Consider the following 23,727-nt stretch of genomic DNA (forward strand, 5'->3'; position numbering starts at 1 on the left):
GACACGGCGGGAGTAGCGTTAATGCATGGGCAAGTTCAGGGATGCGGTGGATGCCAAGGCGCTGCGGTTTGCCGTCGGGTTTCCGGTGGTACTGGCAGCAGCTTTTGTTTTCTGTGCCTTCCTCCTGCGGCCTGACCTTCCGGAACCGCTCGCCGTGAGCTGGACGGCCGACGGCGGCGCCTCCTTTGCGTCGTTTTCCGCCTATGTGTGGGGAGGGGCGCTGATCATCGTGGCAGCGGGCTGGCTGGTCCTGTCCCAGGCCGTTCCGGTCTCCCGTCCGGCCGTGATGCGCAGGATCATGATGGGGGCCGGACTGTTCCTGAGCCTCTTCATTACCAGCGTCCTGGCAGCCGGGCTGGTGGGCCAGGCTGGACTCGCAGACGCCCGCGAATCCCGGGTGGACCTGACAGTCCTGGCCCTGGGAAGCGGTGCAGCGCTTTCACTGGGGGTCATCATGGGTTTTGTTTTCAAGGCCGACAGGCAGTGGTCGCCGGAAGACGACAGGGCCTTCGAGTTGGCCCTCGCCAGGGAACTGGACCCTGACCTCGCCCGCGATTCGATCCGGTTCTGGGTCCACGCGCGCAGTTCGGTTTTTGTCATGATCACCGTGGCCACGCTCTTTCCCGCAGCCTTGATCACTATTGCCCTGCCGTGGCTGGGAGCCGTCCTCGCAGGGCTGGCCGTCGTGGCCGCGGCGTTCCTCTGCGCCAGGGTCAAGGCCGACCGCAGCGGCCTGCGGGTGCTGGTGGCCGGCGTGTTCCCGGTGATGGACGTGCCCGCAGCGGCCATCTCGGAGGCCAACGCCTCGGAAGTGAAGGCAGCTGATTACGGCGGGTGGGGCTACCGGAACCACAGCGGCACCGCCGCAATGCTGGTAAGCAGCGGCCCCGCCGTCGTCGTGCGGAAAACAGACGGCCACAGACTCGCAGTGAGCGGCGGCAGCCCGGCATCCGCTGCCCGGCTGGCCGAAGTCCTGACCCGGGTGGCCGCACGGGCACATGGCGGCGCCTCCGGCGCGGCGGGCGCAGAGTCCTAGTATTCTTGTCCCTGTTGATCTGACCCTGGCTCGAGCCGGCGCCGCTGAGCCAACATTTCTGCCCATCACCGCTAAACCGAACGGATACTGTCGTGACTTCTTCCCCTGCCTTCCCGCGGGTACACATCGCCACCGACCACGCAGGCATGGAACTCAGCGCCCACCTCGTCAGCCACCTCACGGCAAAGGGCTACGACGTAGTGGACCACGGTCCCAAGGAGTACGACGCACAGGACGATTACCCCTCCTTCTGCATCAACGCCGCATTGGCCGTGGTGGCTGACCAGAAAGCCGGCGTCCACGCACTGGGAATCGTGCTGGGCGGCTCCGGCAATGGTGAGCAGATCGCCGCGAACAAGGTCAAGGGCGTTCGCGCAGCGCTGGCCTGGAACCACTCCACTGCCACGCTGGCCCGTGAACACAATGACGCCAATGTGGTGGCAGTCGGCGGCCGGCAGCACACTGTCGAAGAAGCCACAGCGCTGATCGAGGCTTTCCTGGCGGAACCGTTCAGCAATGATGAACGGCACGTGCGCAGGATCGGCAAGATTGCCGCCTACGAAGCCACCGGCGAGGTCATCGAGTAGTGCCAGAAGGCCACTCGGTACGCCGGCTCGCGCGCCAGTTCAGCGATGTTTTCGGCGGCGAGACGCTGGCAGTGAGCAGTCCGCAGGGGCGGTTCGCGGCCGGCGCCGCCCTGCTCGATGGCCACATGCTGACCGAATCGCAGGCCCACGGCAAGCACCTATTCCTGCATTTTGACTACGCCCTGGTGCTCCATGTCCACCTGGGTCTTTACGGGGCATGGGATTTCGGCGGCGACGCCGCCTTCCGGGGTGCCTCCAGCATTGGCGCGCCCCGGAAAGTGGGGGAGCGGGAAACGTTCGACGACGGCGGCGGGCTTCACTACGCCGGCCCGCCTGCTCCGGTCGGCGCAGTTCGGGTCAGGCTGGTGGGCAGGCACGGCTGGGCGGACCTGCGCGGCGCCACTACCTGCGCTGCCATCACCACGGCCGAAGCCGCCGACGTGCTCGCGAGACTGGGACCGGATCCGTTGCGCAATCTGCCGCCAGACCGGGAACGCTTTGTGACGGGCGTGCAGGCACGAAAGACGCCCATCGCGGCGCTGCTGATGGACCAAAAGGTGATTGCCGGCGTCGGAAACGTCTACCGGGCCGAAGTCCTCTTCCGCCAACGGATCGATCCGCTGCTGCCGGGCAGTTCGCTGCCCCGGAAATCCGCGGAAATGTTGTGGGATGACACCGCAGCGGTGATGGGTGACGGCGTCCGCGACGGCAGGATCATCACCACGCCGCCGTCGTACTGGTCAGGGGATGCCGCGTTGCCTGCGGGGGACGAAGCGCACTACGTCTACAAACGCCAGGGGCTGCCGTGCAGGGTCTGCGCCGTCCCGGTGGCCCTGGCAGAGCTGGGAGGCCGGAAACTTTATTGGTGTCCCGGCTGCCAGGAGAACTAGGGGCCTGCAGGCCGAACGCTCCGCCGCCCACGGTCAGTACGTGACGGGCTCCACCGGAGTCTGCCGGGGCCACGGACTGGCGGTGCGTTTCGGGTACACGCCAACACAAAAAAGGGCCCCTCAGCGAGGGGCCCTTTTAGTGTTGGTCCGTTGAACGGACTCGTTATGGAGGGGACGACGGGAATCGAACCCGCGTAATCAGTTTGGAAGACTGAGGCTTTACCATTAAGCTACGTCCCCGGGAGAACAGCGGTCCTGCATTAACATGTCCTGCACTGTCAATGCTACTGCCGGTCTTTCGGGCTGGCTGATCAAGCCGGATATAACTAAACCTAATTCATGCCCCACGTGTCAAATGTGCAATCACGGCCGGTTTGACCGTAGACTTGCCTGTGCACTTACGGGGTGTAGCTCAGCTTGGCTAGAGCGCCTGCTTTGGGAGCAGGAAGTCGCAGGTTCAAATCCTGTCACCCCGACTCTGCGGCCCGGACCGGACGGCCTGGACAGAACACATTAGCGTTTGCAGAAACCCATCCCACAATCCCAGGAGTACTTAGACCGTGAAGAGCGCTGTCGAGAACCTCACCCCCACGCGGGTCAAGCTCAATGTTGAGGTCCCCTTTGAGGAATTGAAGCCCAGCATCGACGAGGCATACAAGACTGTTGCTTCGCAGATCCAGGTCCCTGGCTTCCGTAAGGGCAAGGTCCCGTCCAAGCTGATCGACCAGCGCGTTGGCCGCGGCTACGTCCTGGAGACCGCAATCAACGAGGGCCTCAACGGCTGGTACCAGGCCGCTGTGCAGGAATCGGGCATCCGCCCCCTGAGCCGCCCCGAGGTTGAGATCACCGAAGTTCCGGACCCCACGTCCACGGACGGGGAACTGAAGTTCCACGCCGAGGTTGACGTCCGCCCCGAGATCGAGCTGCCTGACTACGCCGGCATCAAGGTTGAGGTTGCCGCTGCGGAATCCTCCGATGAAGACGTCGACAAGGCCCTGGACGAACTCCGTGGCCGCTTCGGCACGCTGAAGTCCGTGGACCGCCCGGCCGCCGATGGCGACTTCCTGACCATCGACATCACCGCCACAGTTGACGGCACCGAGGTGGACTCCGCTGCAGGCCTGTCCTACCAGGTTGGCGCGGGAACCATGCTCGAGGGCCTGGACGAGGCAGTCACCGGCCTGAGCGCCGATGAAGACTCCATCTTCGACACCACGCTGGTTGGCGGCGAGCACGCCGGCGAAGCAGCCCAGGTCAAGGTTATTGTGAAGGCCGTCAAGGAGCGCGAGCTCCCCGAGGCCAACGACGACTTCGCCCAGCTGGCTTCTGAGTTCGACACCCTGGCTGAACTCCGCGAGGACCTGGCCAAGCAGGCTGCGGACTCCAAGGTTGTTGAGCAGGGCGTCGAAGCCCGCGACAAGGTCCTGGACAAGCTCGTTGAGCTCGTTGAGGTTCCGGTTCCGGACTCCGTCGTTGAAGAGCAGCTCGAAGCTCACTTCAAGGAGGGCAGCGGCCACGGTGAAGGCGAGCACGACACCGAGGAGCACCGCGCCGAGGTCAAGGCCAACACCGCCCGCGCCTTCCAGAACGAGATCATCCTTGACGCCATCGCCGAAAAGGAAGAAGTCAACGTCAGCCAGAACGAGCTGATCGACTACATCGTTTCCACTGCCAGCCAGTACGGCATGGACCCGAACCAGTTCGCCCAGATCATCGATCAGAGTGGCCAGGTTCCCATGATGGTTTCCGAGGTGCGCCGCCGTAAGGCACTGGCCGTTGTGCTGGGCCAGGCAACTGTTACCGACACCGCCGGCAACAACGTTGACCTGAGCGACTTCGTGCGTCCCGGTGGCGAAGAGGAAGCTCCCGCCGTCGAGGAAGAAGCTACGGAAGCCGCAGCTGAAGAGGCCAAGGCCGAATCAGCAGCGAACGACGACCCCGCTGCTGTGAAGTTCTAGTACGGAATTAGTTTCCGCCACCCGCCCCTGGACCCGACCGGTCCAGGGGCTGGGTGCTTTAACAGCCGGTTTCCGGCTCGTGCGCCGTCAGCGAACAGCGCGATTCGGGCGAACAAATCGGCCGTCAAAACGGTTAGTGTCCAAGTAGTGAAGTTCAGTGATGTCACCGTCACCAGCGAGAGGTAAGTACACATGTCACAGCACGCAGAGGCCCCACGAATGGCGACAGTCGATCCTGCAGCCCAGGACAACTACATCTACAACCGCCTCCTGAAAGAGCGGATCATCTGGCTGGGTTCCGAGGTGCGCGATGACAACGCCAACGCGATCTGCTCGCAGCTGCTGCTCCTGTCCGCCGAGAACCCGGACAAGGACATCTACCTTTACATCAACTCTCCCGGTGGCTCCGTCACCGCAGGAATGGCCATCTACGACACCATGCAGTTCATCCCGAACGATGTTGTCACCGTGGCCACCGGCCTTGCCGCTTCGATGGGACAGTTCCTGCTTTCCTCAGGCACCAAGGGCAAGCGCTACGCCACCCCGAACGCCCGCGTCCTGATGCACCAGCCTTCCGGCGGCATTGGCGGTACGGCCTCGGACATCAAGATCCAGGCCGAGCTGATCCTGCACATGAAGAAGGTCATGGCTGAGCTGACTGCCGAGCAGACCGGCCAGACTGTGGACACCATTCTCAAGGACAACGACCGCGACAAGTGGTTCACCGCCAAGGAAGCCCTGGAGTATGGCTTCTTTGACAAGATCGCGGCCCACGCCGGTTCTGTTTCCGGCGGCGGCGGAACCGCCAACGGTTCGTCCGGCGAGCCAGCATCCGAGAAGTAACCCGGCACTAGAACACTTAGATCAGGAGCAACACAATGACTTACAACTTCGGATCGACTGCCGGTAATCTTCCGACCAGCCGCTACGTCCTTCCCCAGTTCGAGGAGCGCACGCCCTACGGCTTCAAGCGCCAGGACCCGTACACCAAGCTGTTCGAGGACCGCATCATCTTCCTCGGCGTGCAGGTGGACGACGCCTCTGCCGACGACGTCATGGCGCAGCTGTTGGTTCTGGAGTCCACGGACCCGGACCGCGATATCACGCTGTACATCAACTCGCCGGGCGGCTCGTTCACGGCCATGACGGCCATTTACGACACCATGCAGTACATCCGCCCCGAGATTCAGACCGTCTGCCTCGGACAGGCTGCCAGCGCCGCTGCAGTGCTGCTGGCGGCCGGAACGCCCGGCAAGCGACTGGCGCTTCCCAACGCCCGTGTCCTGATCCACCAGCCGGCACTGTCCGGCGGTCAGGGCGGCCAGGCATCGGACCTTGAGATCCAGGCCGCTGAAGTCATGCGGATGCGGTCCTGGCTCGAGGACACCCTCGCCCACCACTCGGGCCGGACCTCAGAGCAGGTCAACAACGACATCGAGCGCGACAAGATCCTGACAGCGGAAGAGGCCATGAACTACGGCCTCATCGACCAGGTCCTGGATTCACGCAAGATCAAGCCGCAGGCAATTACCAGGTAGTACGGCTCTGCTTCAGGCCGGTGCGGTCCAGTTCATTTGGGCCGCACCGGCCTTCGCTTTCCACCCTTGGGGCCGAATGTGACCTAGAGTGGATGTTGTCACAGCCGGCCCTCCCAGGCCGGAACAGATTCCAGCAACGGTGCACAGCTGCCTGGCAGCAAGATACTAAGGGGTTCACATATGGCTCGGATTGGCGAGAGCACGGATCTGCTGAAGTGTTCTTTCTGCGGAAAGAGCCAGAAGCAGGTACGCAAGCTCATTGCCGGGCCCGGTGTCTATATCTGCGACGAATGCATTGAACTCTGCAACGAGATCATTGAGGAAGAGCTCGCCGAAGTCGCGGATCTGGGAAGTTTTGAATTGCCCAAGCCCCGGGAAATCTTCGACTTCCTGCAGGAATACGTCATCGGCCAGGAGCCGGCCAAACGGTCCCTCGCCGTCGCGGTCTATAACCACTACAAGCGGATCCAGGCGGGCCATGCGCCCAAGAGCGGGAGCCTCGCCGACGGCGGCCACCACGACGACGTCGAGATCGCCAAGTCCAATATCCTCCTGATCGGTCCTACGGGCTGTGGCAAGACCTACCTCGCCCAGACCTTGGCCCGCCGCCTCAACGTCCCCTTCGCCGTTGCTGACGCCACCGCCCTGACCGAGGCCGGCTACGTGGGTGAGGATGTGGAGAACATCCTCCTCAAGCTCATCCAGGCCGCGGACTACGACGTCAAAAAGGCCGAGCAGGGCATCATCTACATTGACGAGATCGACAAGATCTCCCGCAAGAGCGAGAACCCCTCCATCACCCGGGACGTGTCCGGCGAAGGCGTCCAGCAGGCACTGCTGAAAATCCTCGAAGGAACGGTAGCCTCGGTCCCGCCCCAGGGCGGCCGCAAACACCCGCACCAGGAATTCATCCAGATCGACACCACCAATGTGCTCTTCATCGTTGCCGGCGCGTTCGCTGGCCTGGAAGAGATCATCGGCTCCCGTTCCGGCCGAAAGGGAATCGGGTTCGGCGCCCCGCTTAACGAGGCCAGCAACAAGATCGACTCCTACGGCGAAGTAATGCCGGAGGACCTCCTGAAGTTCGGTCTGATCCCGGAATTCATCGGCCGGCTTCCCGTGATCACGACGGTATCCAACCTGGACCGTGACGCACTGATCCAGATCCTCTCCACTCCCAAGAACGCGCTGGTGAAGCAATACCAGAAGATGTTCCAGATCGACGGCGTGGAGCTCGCCTTCGATGACGACGCCCTGAATGCCATCGCGGACCAGGCCCTTGAGCGGGGCACGGGCGCACGCGGCCTCCGCGCCATCATGGAGGAAGTGCTGCTTCCCGTCATGTTTGACCTGCCCAGCCGCGAAGACATCGCCAGCGTGGTGATCACGGCGGACGTGGTACTCAGCAAGGCTGAGCCCACCATGATTCCGCACGTGACCAAACGCCGTAAGTCAGCCTGACAGCACCCGCCGCCACACACCCATCACGCTGAACGTTGCAGAGGAATGACGCATGACTGAAACCACCCCGAACCAGGCCGACTTCTGGTTCGATCCCGTATGCCCGTTCGCGTGGATCACCTCACGATGGATCGGCGAGGTGGAGGCTGTCCGCGACATCAAGACTGCCTGGCACGTCATGAGCCTGGCAGTCCTCAACGAGGGCCGCGACCTGGACCCCGACTACCGGAAGTCCATGGACAACGCCTGGGGCCCCGTGCGCGTCATCATCGCAGCCAAGGAGCAGCACGGCGATCACGTCATTAAGCCGCTGTACGACGCCATGGGAACGCAGATCCATGAAGGCGGGCAGAAGGACTTCGCCATTGTGATCAGCAAGGCGCTGGCAGAATGCGGCCTCCCAGCCGGACTGGCCGAGACCGCCACGTCGGACGCGTTCGATTCCCAACTGCGCGCCAGCCACGAGGAGGGCATTTCGCTGGTGGGCCAGGACGTCGGAACCCCGGTGGTCGCGTTTAACGGAACGGCCTTCTTTGGCCCCGTGCTGACCCGTATTCCTCGGGACGAGCAGGCTGGCAAGCTGTGGGACGCGACCGTGGCATTGGCCTCCTATCCGCACTTCTTTGAGATTAAGCGGAGCCGTACCGAACGTCCCCGGTTCGACTGAATTCCTGCGTCCAGACGCAACGAAAAGGGCCCTGGGAGAACTACTCTGATGTAGTTCTTCCGGGGCCCTTGCGTATCCCCACCTCCGGGACCAGAATGGTTTTTACCCACTTCGAAAGAAGAGGGACGCAGGAACCAAAGATTCAGTGATATGTATCTGACGCAGCCTTCGGCAAAGCCAGGTACAAGCTACCAGTGACGAGGTAGGAAGACCTGAAGATCAGCGGATCCTGCCAGACCATCAAAGACGTCACCAGATGGCCGAAAAGTCGAAGCCCCACCAACGGCAAAACGCTGATGGGGCTTCCCCTTTGCCCAAAAACGCCCCCGTCAGGATCCGGGCCTGTTTGAAACAGGCCCGGATCCTGTCAGCCCTGTGCGGGCTCCTCCGGCGCAGCCAGGATGACGTCGCTGACCGTCAGTTCGCCTTCTCCGGCTACGAGCGTCAGTTCGCGGGCGTTCGACGCCGCCTTCAGGTCCGCCAGGCCGGCCTTGAGCTGGGTGGTCAGCGACTCGGAGGCAGTGATGGTGGCAGAGAGGACCTCGGTCCGCTGCTTCACCTTGGCCTCGGACTTTGCCTTGCGGACACCACTGAGGGCAGTGCCCACGGTGGCGAGCAGGGTGGTGTCGCCGTCGACCTCTATAGCAGTGGGCCATTCGGCACGGTGCACTGACCCGTTGCGCCACCAGCCCCAGACCTCTTCAGTGGCGAAGGGGAGGAACGGGGCAAAAAGACGCAGCAGGGTGTCCAGGCTCGTGGCGAGGGCGGCAAGGACCGAAGCCTGCTCCTCTTCGCCGGCCGCGCCGTACGAGCGGTCCTTGATGAGTTCGACGTAGTCGTCCGTGAACTGCCAGAAGAAGCTCTCGGTGATCTGCAGTGCCCGGGCGTAGTCGTAATTCTCGAACGCCTTGGTGGACTGCCGCACGACGTCGGCCAGCTGTGCCAGGACTGCACGGTCCAGCGGATTCGTGAGCACGGAGAGATCGGTGGACACCACCGAATTCTCCGTGGCGCCCAGGTTCAGGACGAACTTGGAGGCATTCAGGAGCTTGATCGCCAGGCGGCGGCCGATCTTCATTTGGGCAATCTCATACGCTGTGTCAGCGCCGAGTTTGGCCGATGTGGCCCAGTAGCGGACGGCGTCGGAGCCGAACTCGTCGAGCACGTCGGTGGGAACCACCACGTTGCCCTTGGACTTGGACATCTTCTTCCGGTCCGGATCCAGGATCCAGCCCGAGATGGCGGCATGCTTCCACGGCGCGGTGTTCTGCAGCGAGTCCGCCTGGACCACCGAGGAGAAGAGCCACGTGCGGATGATGTCATGGCCCTGGGGGCGCAGGTCAAACGGGAAGACCTTGGCGAAAAGGTCCTCGTCCCGGCTCCAGCCGCCGACGATCTGCGGCGTCAGAGAGGACGTGGCCCAAGTGTCCAGGATGTCGGCGTCACCGGTAAAGCCGCCTGGAAGATCGCGCTGGGCCTCGTCGTAGCCCGGTGCTGCATCTGCCGCGGGGTCAACGGGCAGTTGCTCATCCGAGGGCACGATCGGGGTGTCGTACTGCGGGTTGCCGTCGGCGTCGAGCGGGTACCAGACGGGGATGGGAACGCCGAAGAAGCGCTGGCGGGAAACCAGCCAGTCGCCGTTCAGGCCCGAGATCCAGTTCTCGAAGCGCGACCGCATAAAGGCAGGGTGGAAGTCGATCTCGTGGCCGCGGGCGATGAGGCGTTCGCGGCGGTCCTCTTCGCGGCCCCCGTTGCGGTAGTACCACTGGCGGGACGTGACCACTTCGAGCGGCTTGTCGCCCTTTTCGTAGAAGTTCACGGGGTGCATGATCTTCTTCGGCTCACCGTCGATCAGGTCCTCGGCGGCCAGGAGTTCCACCACGGTTTCCTTGGCACTGAAGACAGTCTTGCCCGCGATGGCTTCGAACGCCGTACGGCCGGCGTCGGTGCTGATCCAGTCCGGGGTGTCGCCGATGATGCGTCCGTCACGGCCCACGATGGCCCGAGTGGGCAGCTGGAGCTCGCGCCACCAGGTGACGTCGGTGAGGTCACCGAAGGTGCAGACCATGGCAATGCCGGACCCCTTGTCCGCTTTGGCCAGCGGGTGGGCCTTGACTTCAACCTCAACGCCGAAGACCGGGGACGTGACCTTCTTGCCGAACAGCGGCTGGTACCGTTCGTCGTCGGGGTTCGCCACCAGGGCAGCGCAGGCCGCCAACAGTTCGGGACGGGTGGTCTCGATGTAGATCTTCTCGCCGTCCTCCGTGAAGAACGGATACCGGTAGTAGTGCCCGGCCACTTCGCGGTCTTCCAGTTCGGCCTGCGCAACGGCCGTGCGGAACGTCACGTCCCACAGCGTGGGGGCCTCTGCCATGTAGGCGTCGCCGGCTGCGAGGTTGGCGAGGAAGGCACGCTGGGAGACTTCGCGCGAGGCGTCGTCGATGGTCCGATACGTCAGCTTCCAGTCGACGGACAGTCCGAGCTGCTGGAACAGGCTCTCGAAAACCTTCTCGTCCTCAACGGCAAGCTCTTCACAGAGCTCGATGAAGTTCCGGCGCGAGACGACGTCGAAATCGCGCTGGTTCTTGGCCGGCTGGGCAGGCGGCCGGTACGCGGCGTCATAGGGGATAGCCGGGTCGCAGCGCACGCCGTAGTAGTTCTGCACGCGGCGCTCGGTGGGCAGGCCGTTGTCATCCCAGCCCATCGGGTAGAAGACGTTCTTGCCGATCATGCGCTGGTAGCGGGCCAGGACGTCGGTCTGCGTGAAGGAGAACATGTGCCCCACGTGCAGCGAACCTGACGCGGTGGGCGGGGGAGTGTCGATCGAGTAGACCTGCTCCCGGGTGGTGTCCGGGTTGAACTTGTAGGTCCCTTCGGCAAGCCAGCGCTGCGTGAGGGCGGCTTCAAGCCCCTCAAGGGCGGGCTTGTCCGGAACGTTGATAGGGGCGGTGGAGGGCGTGTCTGTACCCTGATGTGCTTCAGCCATCTGCCAATTGTTTCATGGCCCGGACTTCATCATGCGACATCGGTTGGGGCATGGTCCCTGCCGGGGCCGTTAGGGTGGTGCCATGACTGAGGATTCACGCACCACGGCAAGGCAGAATAGTGCAGCAGTAGTTACGGGGGCGAGTACCGGTATCGGCGAGGCCACCGTCCGCGCGCTGCGCGCTGAGGGGTGGACGGTTTTCGCTGTAGCCCGTCGCGCCGAACGGCTGGCCGCGCTCGAAGCCGAGACGGGCGCCGTCGGGGTTCCCGCCGACATCACGGAGGACGACGACGTCGCCCGGCTCCTTGCCCACGTCACCGAAGCAGGGGGCGTGGGAACGCTCATCAACATCGCAGGCGGAGCACGCGGAGCCGACTTCGTGGGCGCTGCCAACACCGAGGACTGGGACTGGATGTACCGGGTCAACGTGCTCGGCACCATGAAGGTCACCCGAGCCTTCCTGCCCATGCTCCGCGCCAATGGTGAAGGCACCGTCCTGAACCTCACGTCCACGGCCGGGCTGGCGGCCTACGAAGGCGGCGCAGGCTACAACGCGGCCAAGTTCGCCCAACACGCCATGACCGGCGCGCTCCGGCTGGAAGAGGCCGAGCACAATGTCCGCGTTATTGAAGTGGCCCCCGGACTGGTCTATACGGAGGAGTTCGCGCTGAACAGGCTCGGCGATCCAGAGGCGGCCAAAAAGGTATACGAGGGCGTGGAGAAGCCGCTGACCGCGGCTGATGTGGCTGACGTAGTACGGTATGCCGTCAGCGCGCCGCACCACGTCAACCTGGACCAGATTGTCATCCGCCCTGTGGCGCAGGCCGCCAATTACAAGCTCATCCGCAAAGGCTGATCAGGTGGCCGGTACGGCGAGCGTGGCCAGGACGGCCGCGTGGTCCGTTCCCGGCACCTTGTGGACCTGGTAGCCCGAACTGCCCACCTGCCGGCTGGTCACCAGATGGTCGAGGGTGATCCCGGGCAGCCAGACCCCTTCCATAGGCCACGTGGGCACCAGGCGGGAACCCGAGGCTGTCCCCACATCGACAAGTCCTGGGCCTGCACCCAGAAGCTGCCGGAACTCGGAATGGTCATATGTGGCATTGAAGTCACCGACCAGCAGCCTGTTGCCAGGACGCCCGGCCAGCCTGCCCACGGACGCGAGGTCGCTGCGCCACTGGTCCACCCGGACATCCACCGGCGGCAGCGCGTGGACATTCGTTACCTCCAGAACCGCGACTGATCCTCGTGCCTCCGCTGTGAGCCGGACCGTCGGCATCCGGAACGGCGTGTCCGGGATGAGGCCCACCTGTTCGAGGGGATGGCTGGAATAGACGGCACCGCCCGCGGCGTCATCGGTGGGGTCGCTGATCCGGTGCGGCAGGAGGGTGTCCAGGCCTGCGGCCGCCAGCCGGTCCTGCAGGGCCTGCGAATGCTCCTGGACGGTCAGGAGCCCTATCCCGTTATCCCTTACCAGCTCCATGATCCGGGTGGCGTCCGCCTGGCCATACTCCGCATTGATGGTCATGGCCTTCAGCTCCACCGTGGCTGCGGCGCCGGGTGCTGCGGACGGCCGGGCCGCATCAAACGGAAAGAGCCAGAACACCTGGCACAGCAGCAACGCCGCAGTGCCCACCTGAAGCCACCTGCTCCGGCCGAGCAGAGCCAGGACCAGCGCCACCGTGGCAGGCACGGCCAGCCACGGTGTAAAGGAAACCAGCTGGACTGCCAGGACCGGCCATTCCCCTGGAACCGCCCGGACCACCGACATAGCCAGCACTGGCAAGGCAGCCAGGAGCGACAGCCAGCGGCAGGCCGCGGCGAGGATTTTCCTGGCCAGACCTGGCGCAGGCGGCATAGTTTGGGCAGGAACTGCAGCTGCCTTCGGTTGTTGTCCAGGTGCAGCTGTGGAGCCGCGGGCGGAAGCAGTCATGGTCCTGAGTCTAGGCAATAACACTTCCCGCACCGGGAATGGCGGTGGGCCGCCGGGCGATAGTAGACTTGAAGACGGTTATGACCCGGCTATCACCGGTGAGCTTCCGGAAGAACGCACGTATCGCCAGGCACCTGGCGGCCAGTGTCAGTAGAACCGGACGGGTAAGCCCGTCACAGCAGTAATGAGCGGCCGGCGCAACAGCACGTTCCACGGAGCGTGACGGGGTGCCGGTAAGTGAGGTGGTACCGCGGTAAGCGTGCAGTCCCCGGACTGCGCAGGAGCCGTCCTCGCATCCTGAACGGAGCCCGACAGCAACGGCTGGACGGTTCACCAGCTCAACCCAGGATGTCGAGAATGACGTATTACCCCAAAGCCTCAGCCTCCCCTTCGGCCGCACCGGGCGCAGGTGTTTCCGCTTCCGTGAAGTTTCCGGAAATCGAAGAACGCATCCTGAAGTACTGGGACGAGGACGGCACGTTCCAGGCAAGCATCGACCAGCGAAGCGCTGACGCCCCCGGCGGCGAACCCGGCAGCAACGAATTCGTCTTCTATGATGGCCCGCCGTTCGCCAACGGCCTGCCGCACTACGGACACCTCCTGACCGGCTACGCGAAGGACCTGGTGGGGCGCTATCAAACCCAGCGCGGCCGCCGCGTGGAACGCCGCTTCGGCTGGGACACCCATGGTTTGCCTGCTGAGCTGGAAGCGATGAAGCAGCTCGGCATGACTGACAAGACCCAGATCGAGGCCATGGGCATCGACAAGTTCAACGACGCCTGCCGGGCGTCGGTCATGAAGTACGCCGATGAATGGCAGAGCTACGTCACGCGGCAGGCCCGCTGGGTGGACTTTGACAACGACTACAAGACCCTCAACGTCGAGTACATGGAGTCGGTCCTGTGGGCCTTCAAGCAACTGCACGAAAAGGGCCTGACGTATAACGGGTACCGTGTGCTGCCGTACTGCTGGAAAGACGAAACCCCGCTGTCCAACCATGAACTGCGCATGGACGACGACGTCTACAAGAACCGCCAGGACCAGACTGTCACCGTGACGTTCCCCATCACGGCAGGGGAGTCCGCCCTTTCCCGGCAGCTGGCCGGCGTGCAGGCGCTTGCCTGGACCACCACCCCGTGGACCCTGCCCACCAACCTGGCGCTCGCCGTCGGGCCTTCCATCACCTACGCCGTACTGCCCGCCGGACCCAACGGCGTCAAGGCCGCCTCGCCGGAGGCGCCCGTTACGGGAAGCTTCCTCCTGGCCGCGGACCTGCTGGCCACCTACGCCAAGGACCTTGGCTACGAGGATGTTGAGGCCGCCGAGGCCGCGGTCACGTCCACCCACACCGGGGCAGAGCTGGAGGGCCTGCAGTACCAGCCGCTGTGGAACGACTTCAGCGACACCGAAAAATTCGGCACCCAGAACGCCTGGCGCATCCTGGTGGCCGACTATGTCACCACCACCGACGGCACGGGCATCGTCCACCAGGCACCGGCCTACGGCGAGGATGACCAGAAGGTCTGTGAAGAGGCCGGCATCCCCGTGGTGCTGTCCGTGGACGAGGGCGCCAAATTCCTGCCACTGTTCAAGCACGGCGACCTGCATGACATCGCAGGCCTCCAGGTCTTCGAGGCGAACAAGCCCATCACGCAGGTGCTCCGCGCCCAGGGCCGCCTGGTCCGGCAGGCCAGCTATGAACACAGCTACCCTCACTGCTGGCGCTGCCGGAACCCGCTGATCTACCGCGCAGTGTCGTCCTGGTACGTCGAGGTCACCAAATTCAAGGACCGGATGTCCGAACTGAACCAGGAGATCAACTGGATCCCTGGCAACGTCAAGGACGGCCAGTTCGGCAAATGGCTGGAAAACGCCCGCGACTGGTCCATCAGCCGCAACCGGTACTGGGGCAGCCCCATCCCCGTGTGGCAGTCCAGCGACCCCGAATTCCCGCGGACGGACGTTTACGGTTCCCTGGCCGAGATCGAAGCCGACTTTGGCCGCCTGCCGCTGAATGCGGATGGCCAGGTTGACCTGCACCGCCCATTCATCGACGAACTCACCCGCCCGAACCCCGACGACCCCCGGACCCCCGAAGAGGGACAGTCCGTGATGCGCCGCGTCGAAGACGTCCTCGACGTCTGGTTCGACTCCGGCTCCATGCCGTACGGCCAGGTGCACTACCCCTTCCAGAACGAAGCCTGGTTCGACACGCACAACCCCGCAGACTTCATCGTGGAGTACATCGGCCAGACGCGCGGCTGGTTCTACATGCTGCACATCCTCTCGACGGCGTTGTTTGACCGTCCGGCCTTCCGGAACGTCATCAGCCACGGCATCGTGCTGGGCTCGGACGGTCAGAAGATGTCCAAGAGCCTGCGCAACTACCCGGACGTCTCAGAGGTCCTGGACCGCGACGGCTCCGACGCCATGCGCTGGTTCCTGATGTCCAGCCCCATCCTTCGCGGCGGCAACCTGGTGGTCACCGAGCAGGGCATCCGCGACGGCGTCCGCCAGGTCATCCTGCCGCTGTGGAATGTGTACAGCTTCTTCACGCTGTACACAAACGCCGCGGCAGGGGGCAAGGGCTACGAAGCGAAGCTGCGGTACGACGGCTACGCGGACACGCTGGACCAATACTTGCTGGCAAACACCGGCGACCTGGTCCGCAACATGACCACCCAGCTGGACAGCTACGACATCTCCGGTGCCTGCGACGAACTCCGCAGCTACCTTGACATGCTCACCAACTGGTACGTCCGCCGAAGCCGCCAGCGCTTCTTCGACGAGAGCGTTGACGCCTTCGATGCGCTGTACACCGCGCTGGAAACCGTCTCCCGGGTGGCGGCGTCGCTGCTCCCGCTGGTCTCCGAGGAGATCTGGCGCGGCCTGACGGGCGGCCGTTCCGTACACCTGGCCGACTGGCCGGATGCTGACCTGTTCCCATCCAACGCAACGCTGGTCGAAGCGATGGACCGTGTCCAGCAGATCTGCTCCACCGGCTCCTCGCTGCGCAAGGCCGCAAACCTTCGCGTCCGGCTGCCACTGCAGGAACTGACCGTGGTGGCACCCGGCGCGGATGCGCTGGAAGGCTTCGCCGCCGTCGTCGCGGACGAACTGAACATTCGCTCGGTCCGCCTGCTCGACGCCGATAGCGCCTCCCCGGAGGAGTTCGGGATCGAGCAGAAGCTCGTCGTCAACGCCCGGGCCGCGGGCCCGCGCCTGGGCAAAAACGTCCAGCAGGCCATCAAGGGCTCGAAGTCCGGCGACTGGTCCGTTTCCGACGCCGGCGTGGTTACTGCCGGCGGCCTGGAACTGGAACCGCAGGAATACGCCCTGGAAACCGTGGTGGCAGAAGCGGCGGCGGGCGCCGGCTCGCGCGCGGCGGCCGTTCTGCCAGGTGGCGGATTTGTGGTGCTCAACACCGAGGTTACCCCCGAGCTCGAGGCCGAGGGCACGGCCCGCGACATGGTCCGTGCCATCCAGCAGGCGCGCAAGGATGCCGGGCTGAACGTCAGTGACCGCATCCGGACACACGTCACCGCCACGATGGATGTTGTGGACGCGGTGAAAGCCCACGAAAACCTTGTAGTCACCGAAACCCTGACCCTGGAGCTTGGCTTGTTCTCCAACGGAGACGGCACCGAGCTGCAGATCACCGTCGAAAAGATCGAGGCCTAGGACATGACCGACGAATTTTCCGTGGAAAGCGTCTACGCCGAGCTCCTGGGGCGTGCCCCCGAAAACAAGATGGAACCACGGCTGGCGCCGCTGTTCCGCGCCATGGACGTGTTGGGGGAGCCCAACAAGGCGTACCCGATCATCCACGTGACCGGCACCAACGGCAAGACCTCCACGGCGCGGATGATCGAGGCCGGACTGCGCGCCCACGGACTGAGCACGGGCCGCTACACAAGCCCGCACCTATCCAAGGTCACTGAGCGGATCAGTATCGATGGCGCCCCGGTGTCGGATGAGACGTTTGTCCGCATCTGGGATGAGATCCGCCCCTACCTGCAGATCGTCGACGACGAACTCACCGCTGCGGGGGAGCCCCGGCTCACCTACTTCGAGTGCCTCACCATCCTCGGCTTCGCGGTCTTCGCCGACCAACCGGTGAACGTTGCCGTCATTGAAGTAGGCCTCGGCGGCATCACGGACGCCACCAACGTAGGCGACGGACAGGTCTCCGTGGTCACACCCATCTCCCTGGACCACACGGACCTGCTGGGCGACACCACGGAGGACATCGCCTACGAGAAAGCCGGCATCATCAAACCGGGCGGGTACCTCGTCAGTGCGGCGCAGCCGGTTGACGCCGCCCAGGTGCTGCTGGAAAAGGCCCGGGAAGTGTCCGTTCCGTTCCGCTTTGAAGGCGTGGAATTCGGGGTCGAATCCCGGACCGTGGCCGTCGGCGGCCAAATCGTCAGCATCCAGGGGATCGCCGGACGTTATCCGGAACTGATGGTCCCCTTGCACGGTGCCCACCAGGCCCAGAACGCTGCCGTTGCGGTGGCCGCGCTGGAGGCATTCTTCGGCGGCGAAAAGGAACTCGACGCCGACGTGCTCCAGGAAGCCTTCGCATCCGTCACCTCGCCGGGACGGCTGGAGGTTGTCCGGACCGCACCCACCATCATCGTTGACGCAGCGCACAACCCCGACGGCATCCGTGTCTCCTCCGAAGCCATCCAGGAGGCCTTCAGCTTCAGCAAGCTCGTTCCGGTGGTCGGGGTGCTGAAGGAAAAGGACGCGGAAGAAATCCTGCGCCAGCTCAAGGACTCCCTGGCAGGCCTCGCTGAGGAATACTGCTTCACGCAGTCCAACTCGCCCCGTGCAGTACCAGCTGCCGAACTCGCCGAACTGGCTGTGGAGCTGGGCTTCGGGGAGGACAACATCCACATCGAGGAGAAACTGGATAACGCCCTGGAATGGGCAGTTGAACGCGCGGAGTCCAACGATGACCTCGCTGGCGGGGTCCTCGTGACCGGTTCCATCACACTGGTGGCCGAAGCCCGGATCCTCCTGGGAAAGACGGAGGTGTAGCTCGTGGCCAAACTGACCAGGGCCCAGCGGGAATGGCGCCCGGGGATGCCCAAGAAGCGCCGTTCCACCAAGGTGATGTTCGCCTCCACTGTTCTGCTGCTGGAGGCCTTTGTGGCGTTCTTTGCCACGCTCGCGGTCTTCGGCCTCAAGCGCGGGGAACTGCCCCCGGCGCTGATCCTCGGAGTCGGCATTGGCCTGAGCGTCATCATGATCCTTGCCTGCGCCGTGCTGTCCAAGCCTTGGGGCGTGGCGCTCGGCTGGATCCTGCAAATTGTACTCATCCTGACCGGCCTCGTGGAGCCCCTGATGTTCCTGGTGGGCGGGCTGTTCGGCCTTGCCTGGTGGTACGGGATCAGGACCGGCATCCGGATCGACTCCGAGGCCGCCCAGCGCGAACGCGAGCAGGCAGAGTGGAACGCCGCCCACCCGGAAGCCTCGTAGAATTGACCCGAAACCCCACCAACGCATTGGAGCAACCGTGAGCATTGAGCGCACCCTCGTTTTGATCAAGCCCGACGGCGTGGCACGCAACCTCAGCGGCGCCATCCTGAGCCGCATCGAGGCTAAGGGTTACACCCTTGCCGAGCTGAAGAAGGTTGATGCCAGCAGGGAACTCCTGGAACAGCACTACGAAGAGCACGTCGGCAAGCCCTTCTACGAACCCCTCGTGGAATTCATGCTTAGCGGCCCGGTTGTGGCAGCGATCTTCGAAGGTCACCGCGTCATCGAAGGCTTCCGGTCCCTGGCCGGCACCACGGACCCCACCACGGCCGCCCCGGGCACCATCCGCGGCGACTTCGGCCGCGACTGGGGCCTGAAGGTCCAGCAGAACCTGGTGCACGGCTCGGATTCCGTGGACTCAGCTGAGCGCGAAATCAAGATCTGGTTCCAGGACTAACGTCCTGTACCCACACGCCTCATCGAGGTGACACTTAAGGCCAATGTCCGGCGCGGACATTGGCCTTAAGTGTCACTTCGGTGGGTCTGCGGCAGGCGTCAGAAGCCTGACGTGCCCGCGAACACCTGGATGAAGGCGAAGAAGATGGTTGCGATAACAGCTACGTAGAGCAGCGCCGTGATGATCCAGCCCGAGTCGCCCAGCACCCGCGCCACCCCTGAGGGAAGGGGGAGGACTCCGTGGGTGATGTTCCTGACCGTCACCCAGACGAACAGCGGGATCATGGCGGCCCAGACAATCATGCAGAAGGGGCACAGGATGTGGATCTCGTACAGGGCCTGGGACCAGAGCCACACTACGAAAGCGAAGCCCAGGGTCACTCCGGCCTGAAGGCCTGCCCAGTACCACCGGGCAAACGTAGCGCCGGACAGCAGCGCCATGCCCGTGGTGATGATCACCGCGAACGCCACAATGCCGATGAACATGTTGGGGAATCCGAAGACGGAACTCTGCCAGGTCTGCATCACCTGCCCGCAGGAAATCCATGGGTTCACGTCGCAGACGGTGGTGTGGTTCGGGTCCTTGAGTACTTCGAGCTTCTCCAGGACGAGCGTTCCCGAAGCGAGCCAGCCGATGATTCCGGTGGCCACCATCAGCCAGCCAAGTGGCCGGTTGCGCGTCATCGGAGGAACTGTCCCCTGAGTCTCCGGGGCCGTCGCCGGGCGCGCGGAGGCCGGGCTGCCGGTTTCGGCGCCGCTGACGGGCGAAATGCTTGGCATGGTTCAGGCGTCCTTTTCATCGGGTGCTCTTTGCCCCGATTGTAACGCCGGAGCCTGAATCCGGCGCCCAGCTTAGCTTTCTGCCCGTCAGCGCCGTCGGCACCGGGCTGTCCGCCCAGCAGGCAGGCAGGCTCGCAATGATCGGCCGATCTTGCTTCCCCCGTCTTTTAGTCGGCGTGTGAGAGAATGAACTTGGCTGGAGGCCGACCCACATTCGGACTCCGGTCCGGTGGCTTTGTTCCCAAGACCGCCAATGATGAGCTGGCAGGCTTCGGATTCTCTGATCCGTCTTCCCGCCATTCCATTGGTCGGCACCTGGTTGTGGCATGTAGAACAACGGGTTTCAGAATGCTGCTGCCGGCTCCCACGGGCTGCCGCACCCCACTGCCGGTGCGAACCTGGGAGTATCCACTTGACTTCTGTCAATGCCTGCGGGTTTTGACAAATATGTGCCCCAATGGGTGCCGGATGTGGCGGTACGTCAGGGGCAGGAGTGTTGCCACATATGGAAAATGAACAAGTATTTGCCGTTAACAACGATGAAGCGGTAGCCGAGGCTCCGGACGCGCCGAAGAAGGCCACGAGGACCCGGCGGAAGGCCGCGCCAAAGCCGGAAGCCATCCCGGAAGTGACCGCAGCGGATGCCTCTGCGTCGCCCGGCGCTGAAGAACCTGCGCTTGAGGCGGCTCCGCCGGTCCGCCGCACCCGTGCGCGCAAAAAGGTAGACGCCGCCGAGCCACTGCCTGCGTTCGCAGCCGAGGCAGCGGCCCCGGAAACGGTCGCTGAGGCAGGCTCCAGCCACGCCGACGACGCCGCGTCCGCCGTTGCCGCCCCCGAAGCAGAGCCGGAGGCAAAGCCGGTCCGTCGCCGCCGCGTCGCAACCCGCAAGACGTCGGCTCCTGACGTCGCAGCCGTCCCCGGAACCGAGGCGGCGCCTGCGGCTGCTGCAGTAGCTGTTGAAACTCCCGTAGTGGAAACCCCGGCGTCGAACGCTCCCGAGCCCGAGGCCGCAGTGGAGGAAACCCAGGTGCCGGAATCGGCAACGGTGGAAACGCCGGCACCCGCAGTTTCCGAAACCACCGCGCCTGACGCTGAAGCCGCAGAACCCGCACAGCCAGCACCGGCCAGCCCGTTCGGCTCCCTTTTCCTGGAGCCAGGGTCGGCAACCTCCGTCCTGTTCCAGGCACCGGACCTGAGCACCGTGGTCCGTCCCGCCCCGGCACCCGCCGCGGCGGCGGAGGAAGCGGAAGAGGACGACGCCGAACTCACCGAAGAGGACGACGCCAACGGCCGTCGCAGGCGGCGCAGCCGTGGTCGCCGCGGGCGCAGCCGCGCAGGCGACCGCGACCTCGAGGGCGACAGCGAGGGCAGCGACAATGAAACAGAGGAAGCTGACGAGGAATCAGCGGGCCAGCCAGACGAGGGCGTAACCTCCCGTCGTCGTCGTCGGCGCCGCCGTGGTGACCAGGACCTGGAACTGACCGGTGGCGGGGATGACGATCCGCCCAACACAGTGACCCGTGTCCGCGCTCCCCGCGCCGTGACCGAAGCGCCCGTCAACAACCGCGTGACGTCCGTCAAGGGCTCCACCAGGCTGGAAGCCAAGAAGCAGCGCCGCCGTGAATCCCGCGATACCGGCCGCCGCCGCACCGTCATCACCGAAGCAGAGTTCCTGGCCCGCCGCGAATCCGTGGACCGCCAGATGATCGTCCGGCAACGCGACGACAGAATCCAGATCGCAGTCCTGGAAGACGGCGTCCTGGCCGAGCACTTTGTCTCCAAGACGCAGCAGGACTCCCTGATCGGGAACGTCTACCTCGGCAAGGTGCAGAACGTCCTGCCATCAATGGAAGCGGCGTTCGTTGATATCGGCCGCGGCCGCAACGCCGTCCTGTACGCCGGTGAGGTGAACTGGGAAGCCGTCAACCTCGAAGGCAAGCAGCGCCGGATCGAGAACGCCCTGAAGTCCGGCGACACCGTCCTGGTCCAGGTCACCAAAGACCCCGTGGGTCACAAGGGCGCGCGCCTGACCAGCCAGATCTCCCTCCCCGGCCGCTACCTGGTCTACGTACCCGGCGGCTCCATGACGGGAATCTCACGTAAGCTGCCCGACGTCGAACGCAACCGGCTCAAGCGCATCCTCAAGGACCGCCTGCCGGAGCATGCCGGCGTCATCGTCCGCACGGCCGCAGAAGGCGCCTCGGAAGAGGAGCTCACGCACGACATCAACCGTCTGCGCGCCCAGTGGGAGGGCATTGAAAGCCAGTCCACGTCCACGAAGATCCTTGCCCCGGAACTTCTCTACGGCGAACCGGACCTCACCATCAAGGTGGTTCGGGACGTCTTCAACGAGGACTTCTCCAAGCTGATCGTCTCCGGTGAGGAGGCCTGGGACACCATCGAGGCCTACGTCACGTACGTGGCCCCCGATCTGGTGGGCCGCCTGGAAAAGTGGACCAAGGACCAGGACATCTTCGCGGCCTGGCGGATCGACGAGCAGATCCATAAGGCACTCGAACGCAAGGTCTTCCTGCCGTCTGGCGGTTCGCTGGTTATCGACCGAACCGAAGCCATGACCGTGGTGGACGTCAACACCGGCAAGTTCACCGGCAGCGGCGGCAACCTCGAGGAAACGGTCACCAAGAACAACCTCGAAGCTGCCGAAGAAGTTGTACGCCAGTTGCGGCTCCGCGACATCGGCGGCATTATCGTCATCGACTTCATCGACATGGTCCTGGAATCCAACCGCGACCTCGTCCTGCGCCGCATGGTGGAATGCCTGGGCCGCGACCGCACCAAGCACCAGGTGGCAGAAGTAACGTCCCTGGGGCTCGTTCAGATGACGCGCAAGCGCATGGGCACCGGGCTGCTGGAGGTCTTCGGCGAGCAGTGCGAAACCTGTGCCGGCCGCGGCGTGGTCACCCACGACGATCCCGTGGAGCACCGTCGCGCCAACACGGTGGCTGCCGAACACCACGTGCAGCGTACGGACACTCACCGCACGGACACCCCGCGGCCCGACCAGCGCCCGGAAAGCCAGCGGGCTGACAGCCAGCCCGGTGCACGTGGCGACCGCAAGCGGCGCCGTGGACGCGGAGGCGTTCCCTTGGAGGCGGCACCGTCCGCACCGGTCCAGGTCCACACAGTCCACCCGGATCCCAGCGACGCCGAGCGGCACGCCAAGGCTGAGGCCACCAGGCTGGCCCTGGCCAACATCGCCGCGGCGGCGCACGCAGCGCACCTGCACGACGACGAGGTAGCCCACGCTGCTGGAGCCGCGGCGGCCGGAAGCCCTGCTGCAGCGGCAGCACGGACGACGACGGAGCAGGCCCACGCCGCCCCGGCAGCAACAGGCCAGGCACAAACAGGCCAGGCACCGGCAACAGCCCGCCAGCATGACGCCGACGCGTCCGGACGTCCTGCTGCCGTGCTCACTTTTGGCGGGGAACAGGTGGTGCTGCCGTTCGTGGAGCACGCGGCAGACCAGCCGCAGCAGCCGGCCCTGACGCTCGACAGGCTCGCTGAAGCCTTCGCGCACCTCGGCGAGCCCGCCGTTGCCGCTCCGGAGCCTGCGCAGGCTGCCCCGCAGCCAAGCACCGATGTGCCGCATGCTGCGGTAGAGGAGAAGGATTACTCAGACCACACCGCTGAGCAGTCCCGTACCCGCAGGCCCCGCCGCAACCGCAGCGCCAGCCGGGCCCAGGGCGCGGCAAACGCAACCTCGGTAGAACACCACGAGGCAACGCACGCAGCAGCCGGCGGCCACTCCCACGCGGCCAAGGCGCCTGAGCCGGCCACAACGGCCGCAGGCGACAAGAAACAGGCAGAGGCGCCCATCATCCTCGGGGTAGGAGTACCTGCTTCCGAGCTCTGATCCTCCGCAAAGGACATCAGCCAGGATGCCCGGACACGACCCTTCGCAGGGGCGCGTCCGGGCATCGCGCGTTAACG

General features: G+C 64.6%; 17 protein-coding genes and 2 tRNA genes. 15 read left to right on the plus strand and 4 right to left on the minus strand.

The genetic code is table 11. The annotated features are described in order from the left end of the window. Positions 1 to 25: 25 nt before the first annotated feature. The 3 genes from ACLKOZ_RS06000 to ACLKOZ_RS06010 all read left to right on the plus strand — a co-directional run bounded on the left by ACLKOZ_RS06000 (position 26) and on the right by ACLKOZ_RS06010 (position 2,513). Positions 26 to 1,036: a hypothetical protein gene (locus ACLKOZ_RS06000; protein ID WP_436473589.1), complete on the plus strand. Its 1,011-nt coding sequence runs from the start codon at positions 26 to 28 to the stop codon at positions 1,034 to 1,036. Positions 1,037 to 1,128: 92 nt separating this feature from the next. Beyond that, complete coding sequence (locus tag ACLKOZ_RS06005) at positions 1,129 to 1,623, plus strand: ribose-5-phosphate isomerase (protein WP_436473591.1); 495 nt, start codon at positions 1,129 to 1,131, stop codon at positions 1,621 to 1,623. Next, the gene (locus ACLKOZ_RS06010) at positions 1,623 to 2,513 is read left to right on the plus strand and encodes an Fpg/Nei family DNA glycosylase (protein ID WP_436473593.1); all 891 of its coding nucleotides are present in this window, start codon (positions 1,623 to 1,625) and stop codon (positions 2,511 to 2,513) included. Before ACLKOZ_RS06005 ends, ACLKOZ_RS06010 begins: the two co-directional genes overlap by 1 nt. A gap of 166 nt (positions 2,514 to 2,679) precedes the next feature. On the opposite strand, the gene ACLKOZ_RS06015 is transcribed toward ACLKOZ_RS06010, so the two are convergent. Beyond that, positions 2,680 to 2,753, minus strand: a tRNA-Gly gene (locus tag ACLKOZ_RS06015). Between the two features lie 161 nt (positions 2,754 to 2,914). On the opposite strand from ACLKOZ_RS06015, the gene ACLKOZ_RS06020 reads away from it, so the two are divergent. The 6 genes from ACLKOZ_RS06020 to ACLKOZ_RS06045 all read left to right on the plus strand — a co-directional run bounded on the left by ACLKOZ_RS06020 (position 2,915) and on the right by ACLKOZ_RS06045 (position 8,137). After that, positions 2,915 to 2,989: transfer RNA gene (locus ACLKOZ_RS06020), tRNA-Pro, on the plus strand. Positions 2,990 to 3,073: 84 nt separating this feature from the next. Beyond that, complete coding sequence (gene tig, locus ACLKOZ_RS06025) at positions 3,074 to 4,471, plus strand: trigger factor (RefSeq protein WP_337352333.1); 1,398 nt, start codon at positions 3,074 to 3,076, stop codon at positions 4,469 to 4,471. Positions 4,472 to 4,690: 219 nt separating this feature from the next. After that, positions 4,691 to 5,314 carry an ATP-dependent Clp protease proteolytic subunit gene (locus ACLKOZ_RS06030; protein WP_337348229.1) on the plus strand — a complete coding sequence of 208 codons (624 nt, stop codon included), beginning with the start codon at positions 4,691 to 4,693 and terminating at the stop codon, positions 5,312 to 5,314. A 35-nt stretch (positions 5,315 to 5,349) separates the two neighbouring features. Beyond that, positions 5,350 to 6,009 (plus strand): ATP-dependent Clp protease proteolytic subunit, encoded by a 660-nt coding sequence (locus tag ACLKOZ_RS06035; RefSeq protein WP_267275380.1) that lies wholly within the window; start codon positions 5,350 to 5,352, stop codon positions 6,007 to 6,009. 180 nt (positions 6,010 to 6,189) lie between these two features. Then, positions 6,190 to 7,470: an ATP-dependent Clp protease ATP-binding subunit ClpX gene (gene clpX, locus ACLKOZ_RS06040; RefSeq protein ID WP_337348213.1), complete on the plus strand. Its 1,281-nt coding sequence runs from the start codon at positions 6,190 to 6,192 to the stop codon at positions 7,468 to 7,470. A gap of 52 nt (positions 7,471 to 7,522) precedes the next feature. Continuing rightward, the gene (locus ACLKOZ_RS06045) at positions 7,523 to 8,137 is read left to right on the plus strand and encodes a mycothiol-dependent nitroreductase Rv2466c family protein (protein ID WP_436473597.1); all 615 of its coding nucleotides are present in this window, start codon (positions 7,523 to 7,525) and stop codon (positions 8,135 to 8,137) included. Between the two features lie 367 nt (positions 8,138 to 8,504). On the opposite strand, the gene valS is transcribed toward ACLKOZ_RS06045, so the two are convergent. Beyond that, positions 8,505 to 11,123 (minus strand): valine--tRNA ligase, encoded by a 2,619-nt coding sequence (gene valS / locus ACLKOZ_RS06050; RefSeq protein ID WP_436473599.1) that lies wholly within the window; start codon positions 11,121 to 11,123, stop codon positions 8,505 to 8,507. A gap of 82 nt (positions 11,124 to 11,205) precedes the next feature. On the opposite strand from valS, the gene ACLKOZ_RS06055 reads away from it, so the two are divergent. Beyond that, on the plus strand, positions 11,206 to 11,979 hold the full coding sequence (locus tag ACLKOZ_RS06055) for an SDR family oxidoreductase (protein ID WP_337352331.1): 774 nt from the start codon (positions 11,206 to 11,208) through the stop codon (positions 11,977 to 11,979). On the opposite strand, the gene ACLKOZ_RS06060 is transcribed toward ACLKOZ_RS06055, so the two are convergent. Continuing rightward, on the minus strand, positions 11,980 to 13,056 hold the full coding sequence (locus ACLKOZ_RS06060) for an endonuclease/exonuclease/phosphatase family protein (protein WP_436473601.1): 1,077 nt from the start codon (positions 13,054 to 13,056) through the stop codon (positions 11,980 to 11,982). 357 nt (positions 13,057 to 13,413) lie between these two features. Between ACLKOZ_RS06060 and ileS the strand changes: the two genes are divergently transcribed. From ileS to ndk, 4 genes are read left to right on the plus strand one after another with little or no spacing between them, the layout of a single operon-like run. Next, positions 13,414 to 16,737 (plus strand): isoleucine--tRNA ligase, encoded by a 3,324-nt coding sequence (ileS, locus tag ACLKOZ_RS06065; RefSeq protein ID WP_436473603.1) that lies wholly within the window; start codon positions 13,414 to 13,416, stop codon positions 16,735 to 16,737. Between the two features lie 3 nt (positions 16,738 to 16,740). Further along, positions 16,741 to 18,099, plus strand: coding sequence for a bifunctional folylpolyglutamate synthase/dihydrofolate synthase (locus tag ACLKOZ_RS06070; RefSeq protein WP_436473605.1), 1,359 nt, complete (start codon positions 16,741 to 16,743; stop codon positions 18,097 to 18,099). 3 nt (positions 18,100 to 18,102) lie between these two features. Continuing rightward, positions 18,103 to 18,540 carry a DUF4233 domain-containing protein gene (locus tag ACLKOZ_RS06075; protein WP_337348206.1) on the plus strand — a complete coding sequence of 146 codons (438 nt, stop codon included), beginning with the start codon at positions 18,103 to 18,105 and terminating at the stop codon, positions 18,538 to 18,540. Positions 18,541 to 18,577: 37 nt separating this feature from the next. Further along, positions 18,578 to 18,997 (plus strand): nucleoside-diphosphate kinase, encoded by a 420-nt coding sequence (gene ndk / locus ACLKOZ_RS06080; RefSeq protein ID WP_267275371.1) that lies wholly within the window; start codon positions 18,578 to 18,580, stop codon positions 18,995 to 18,997. Positions 18,998 to 19,095: 98 nt separating this feature from the next. Here the strand turns inward: ndk and ACLKOZ_RS06085 are convergent, their stop codons facing one another. Next, positions 19,096 to 19,776 (minus strand): vitamin K epoxide reductase family protein, encoded by a 681-nt coding sequence (locus tag ACLKOZ_RS06085; protein WP_337348205.1) that lies wholly within the window; start codon positions 19,774 to 19,776, stop codon positions 19,096 to 19,098. A gap of 505 nt (positions 19,777 to 20,281) precedes the next feature. Between ACLKOZ_RS06085 and ACLKOZ_RS06090 the strand changes: the two genes are divergently transcribed. Further along, on the plus strand, positions 20,282 to 23,650 hold the full coding sequence (locus ACLKOZ_RS06090) for an Rne/Rng family ribonuclease (protein ID WP_436473608.1): 3,369 nt from the start codon (positions 20,282 to 20,284) through the stop codon (positions 23,648 to 23,650). The last annotated feature ends 77 nt before the right edge of the window (positions 23,651 to 23,727 follow it).

The organism is Arthrobacter sp. R4 (assembly GCF_051365025.1).
GTDB lineage: Bacteria > Actinomycetota > Actinomycetes > Actinomycetales > Micrococcaceae > Arthrobacter.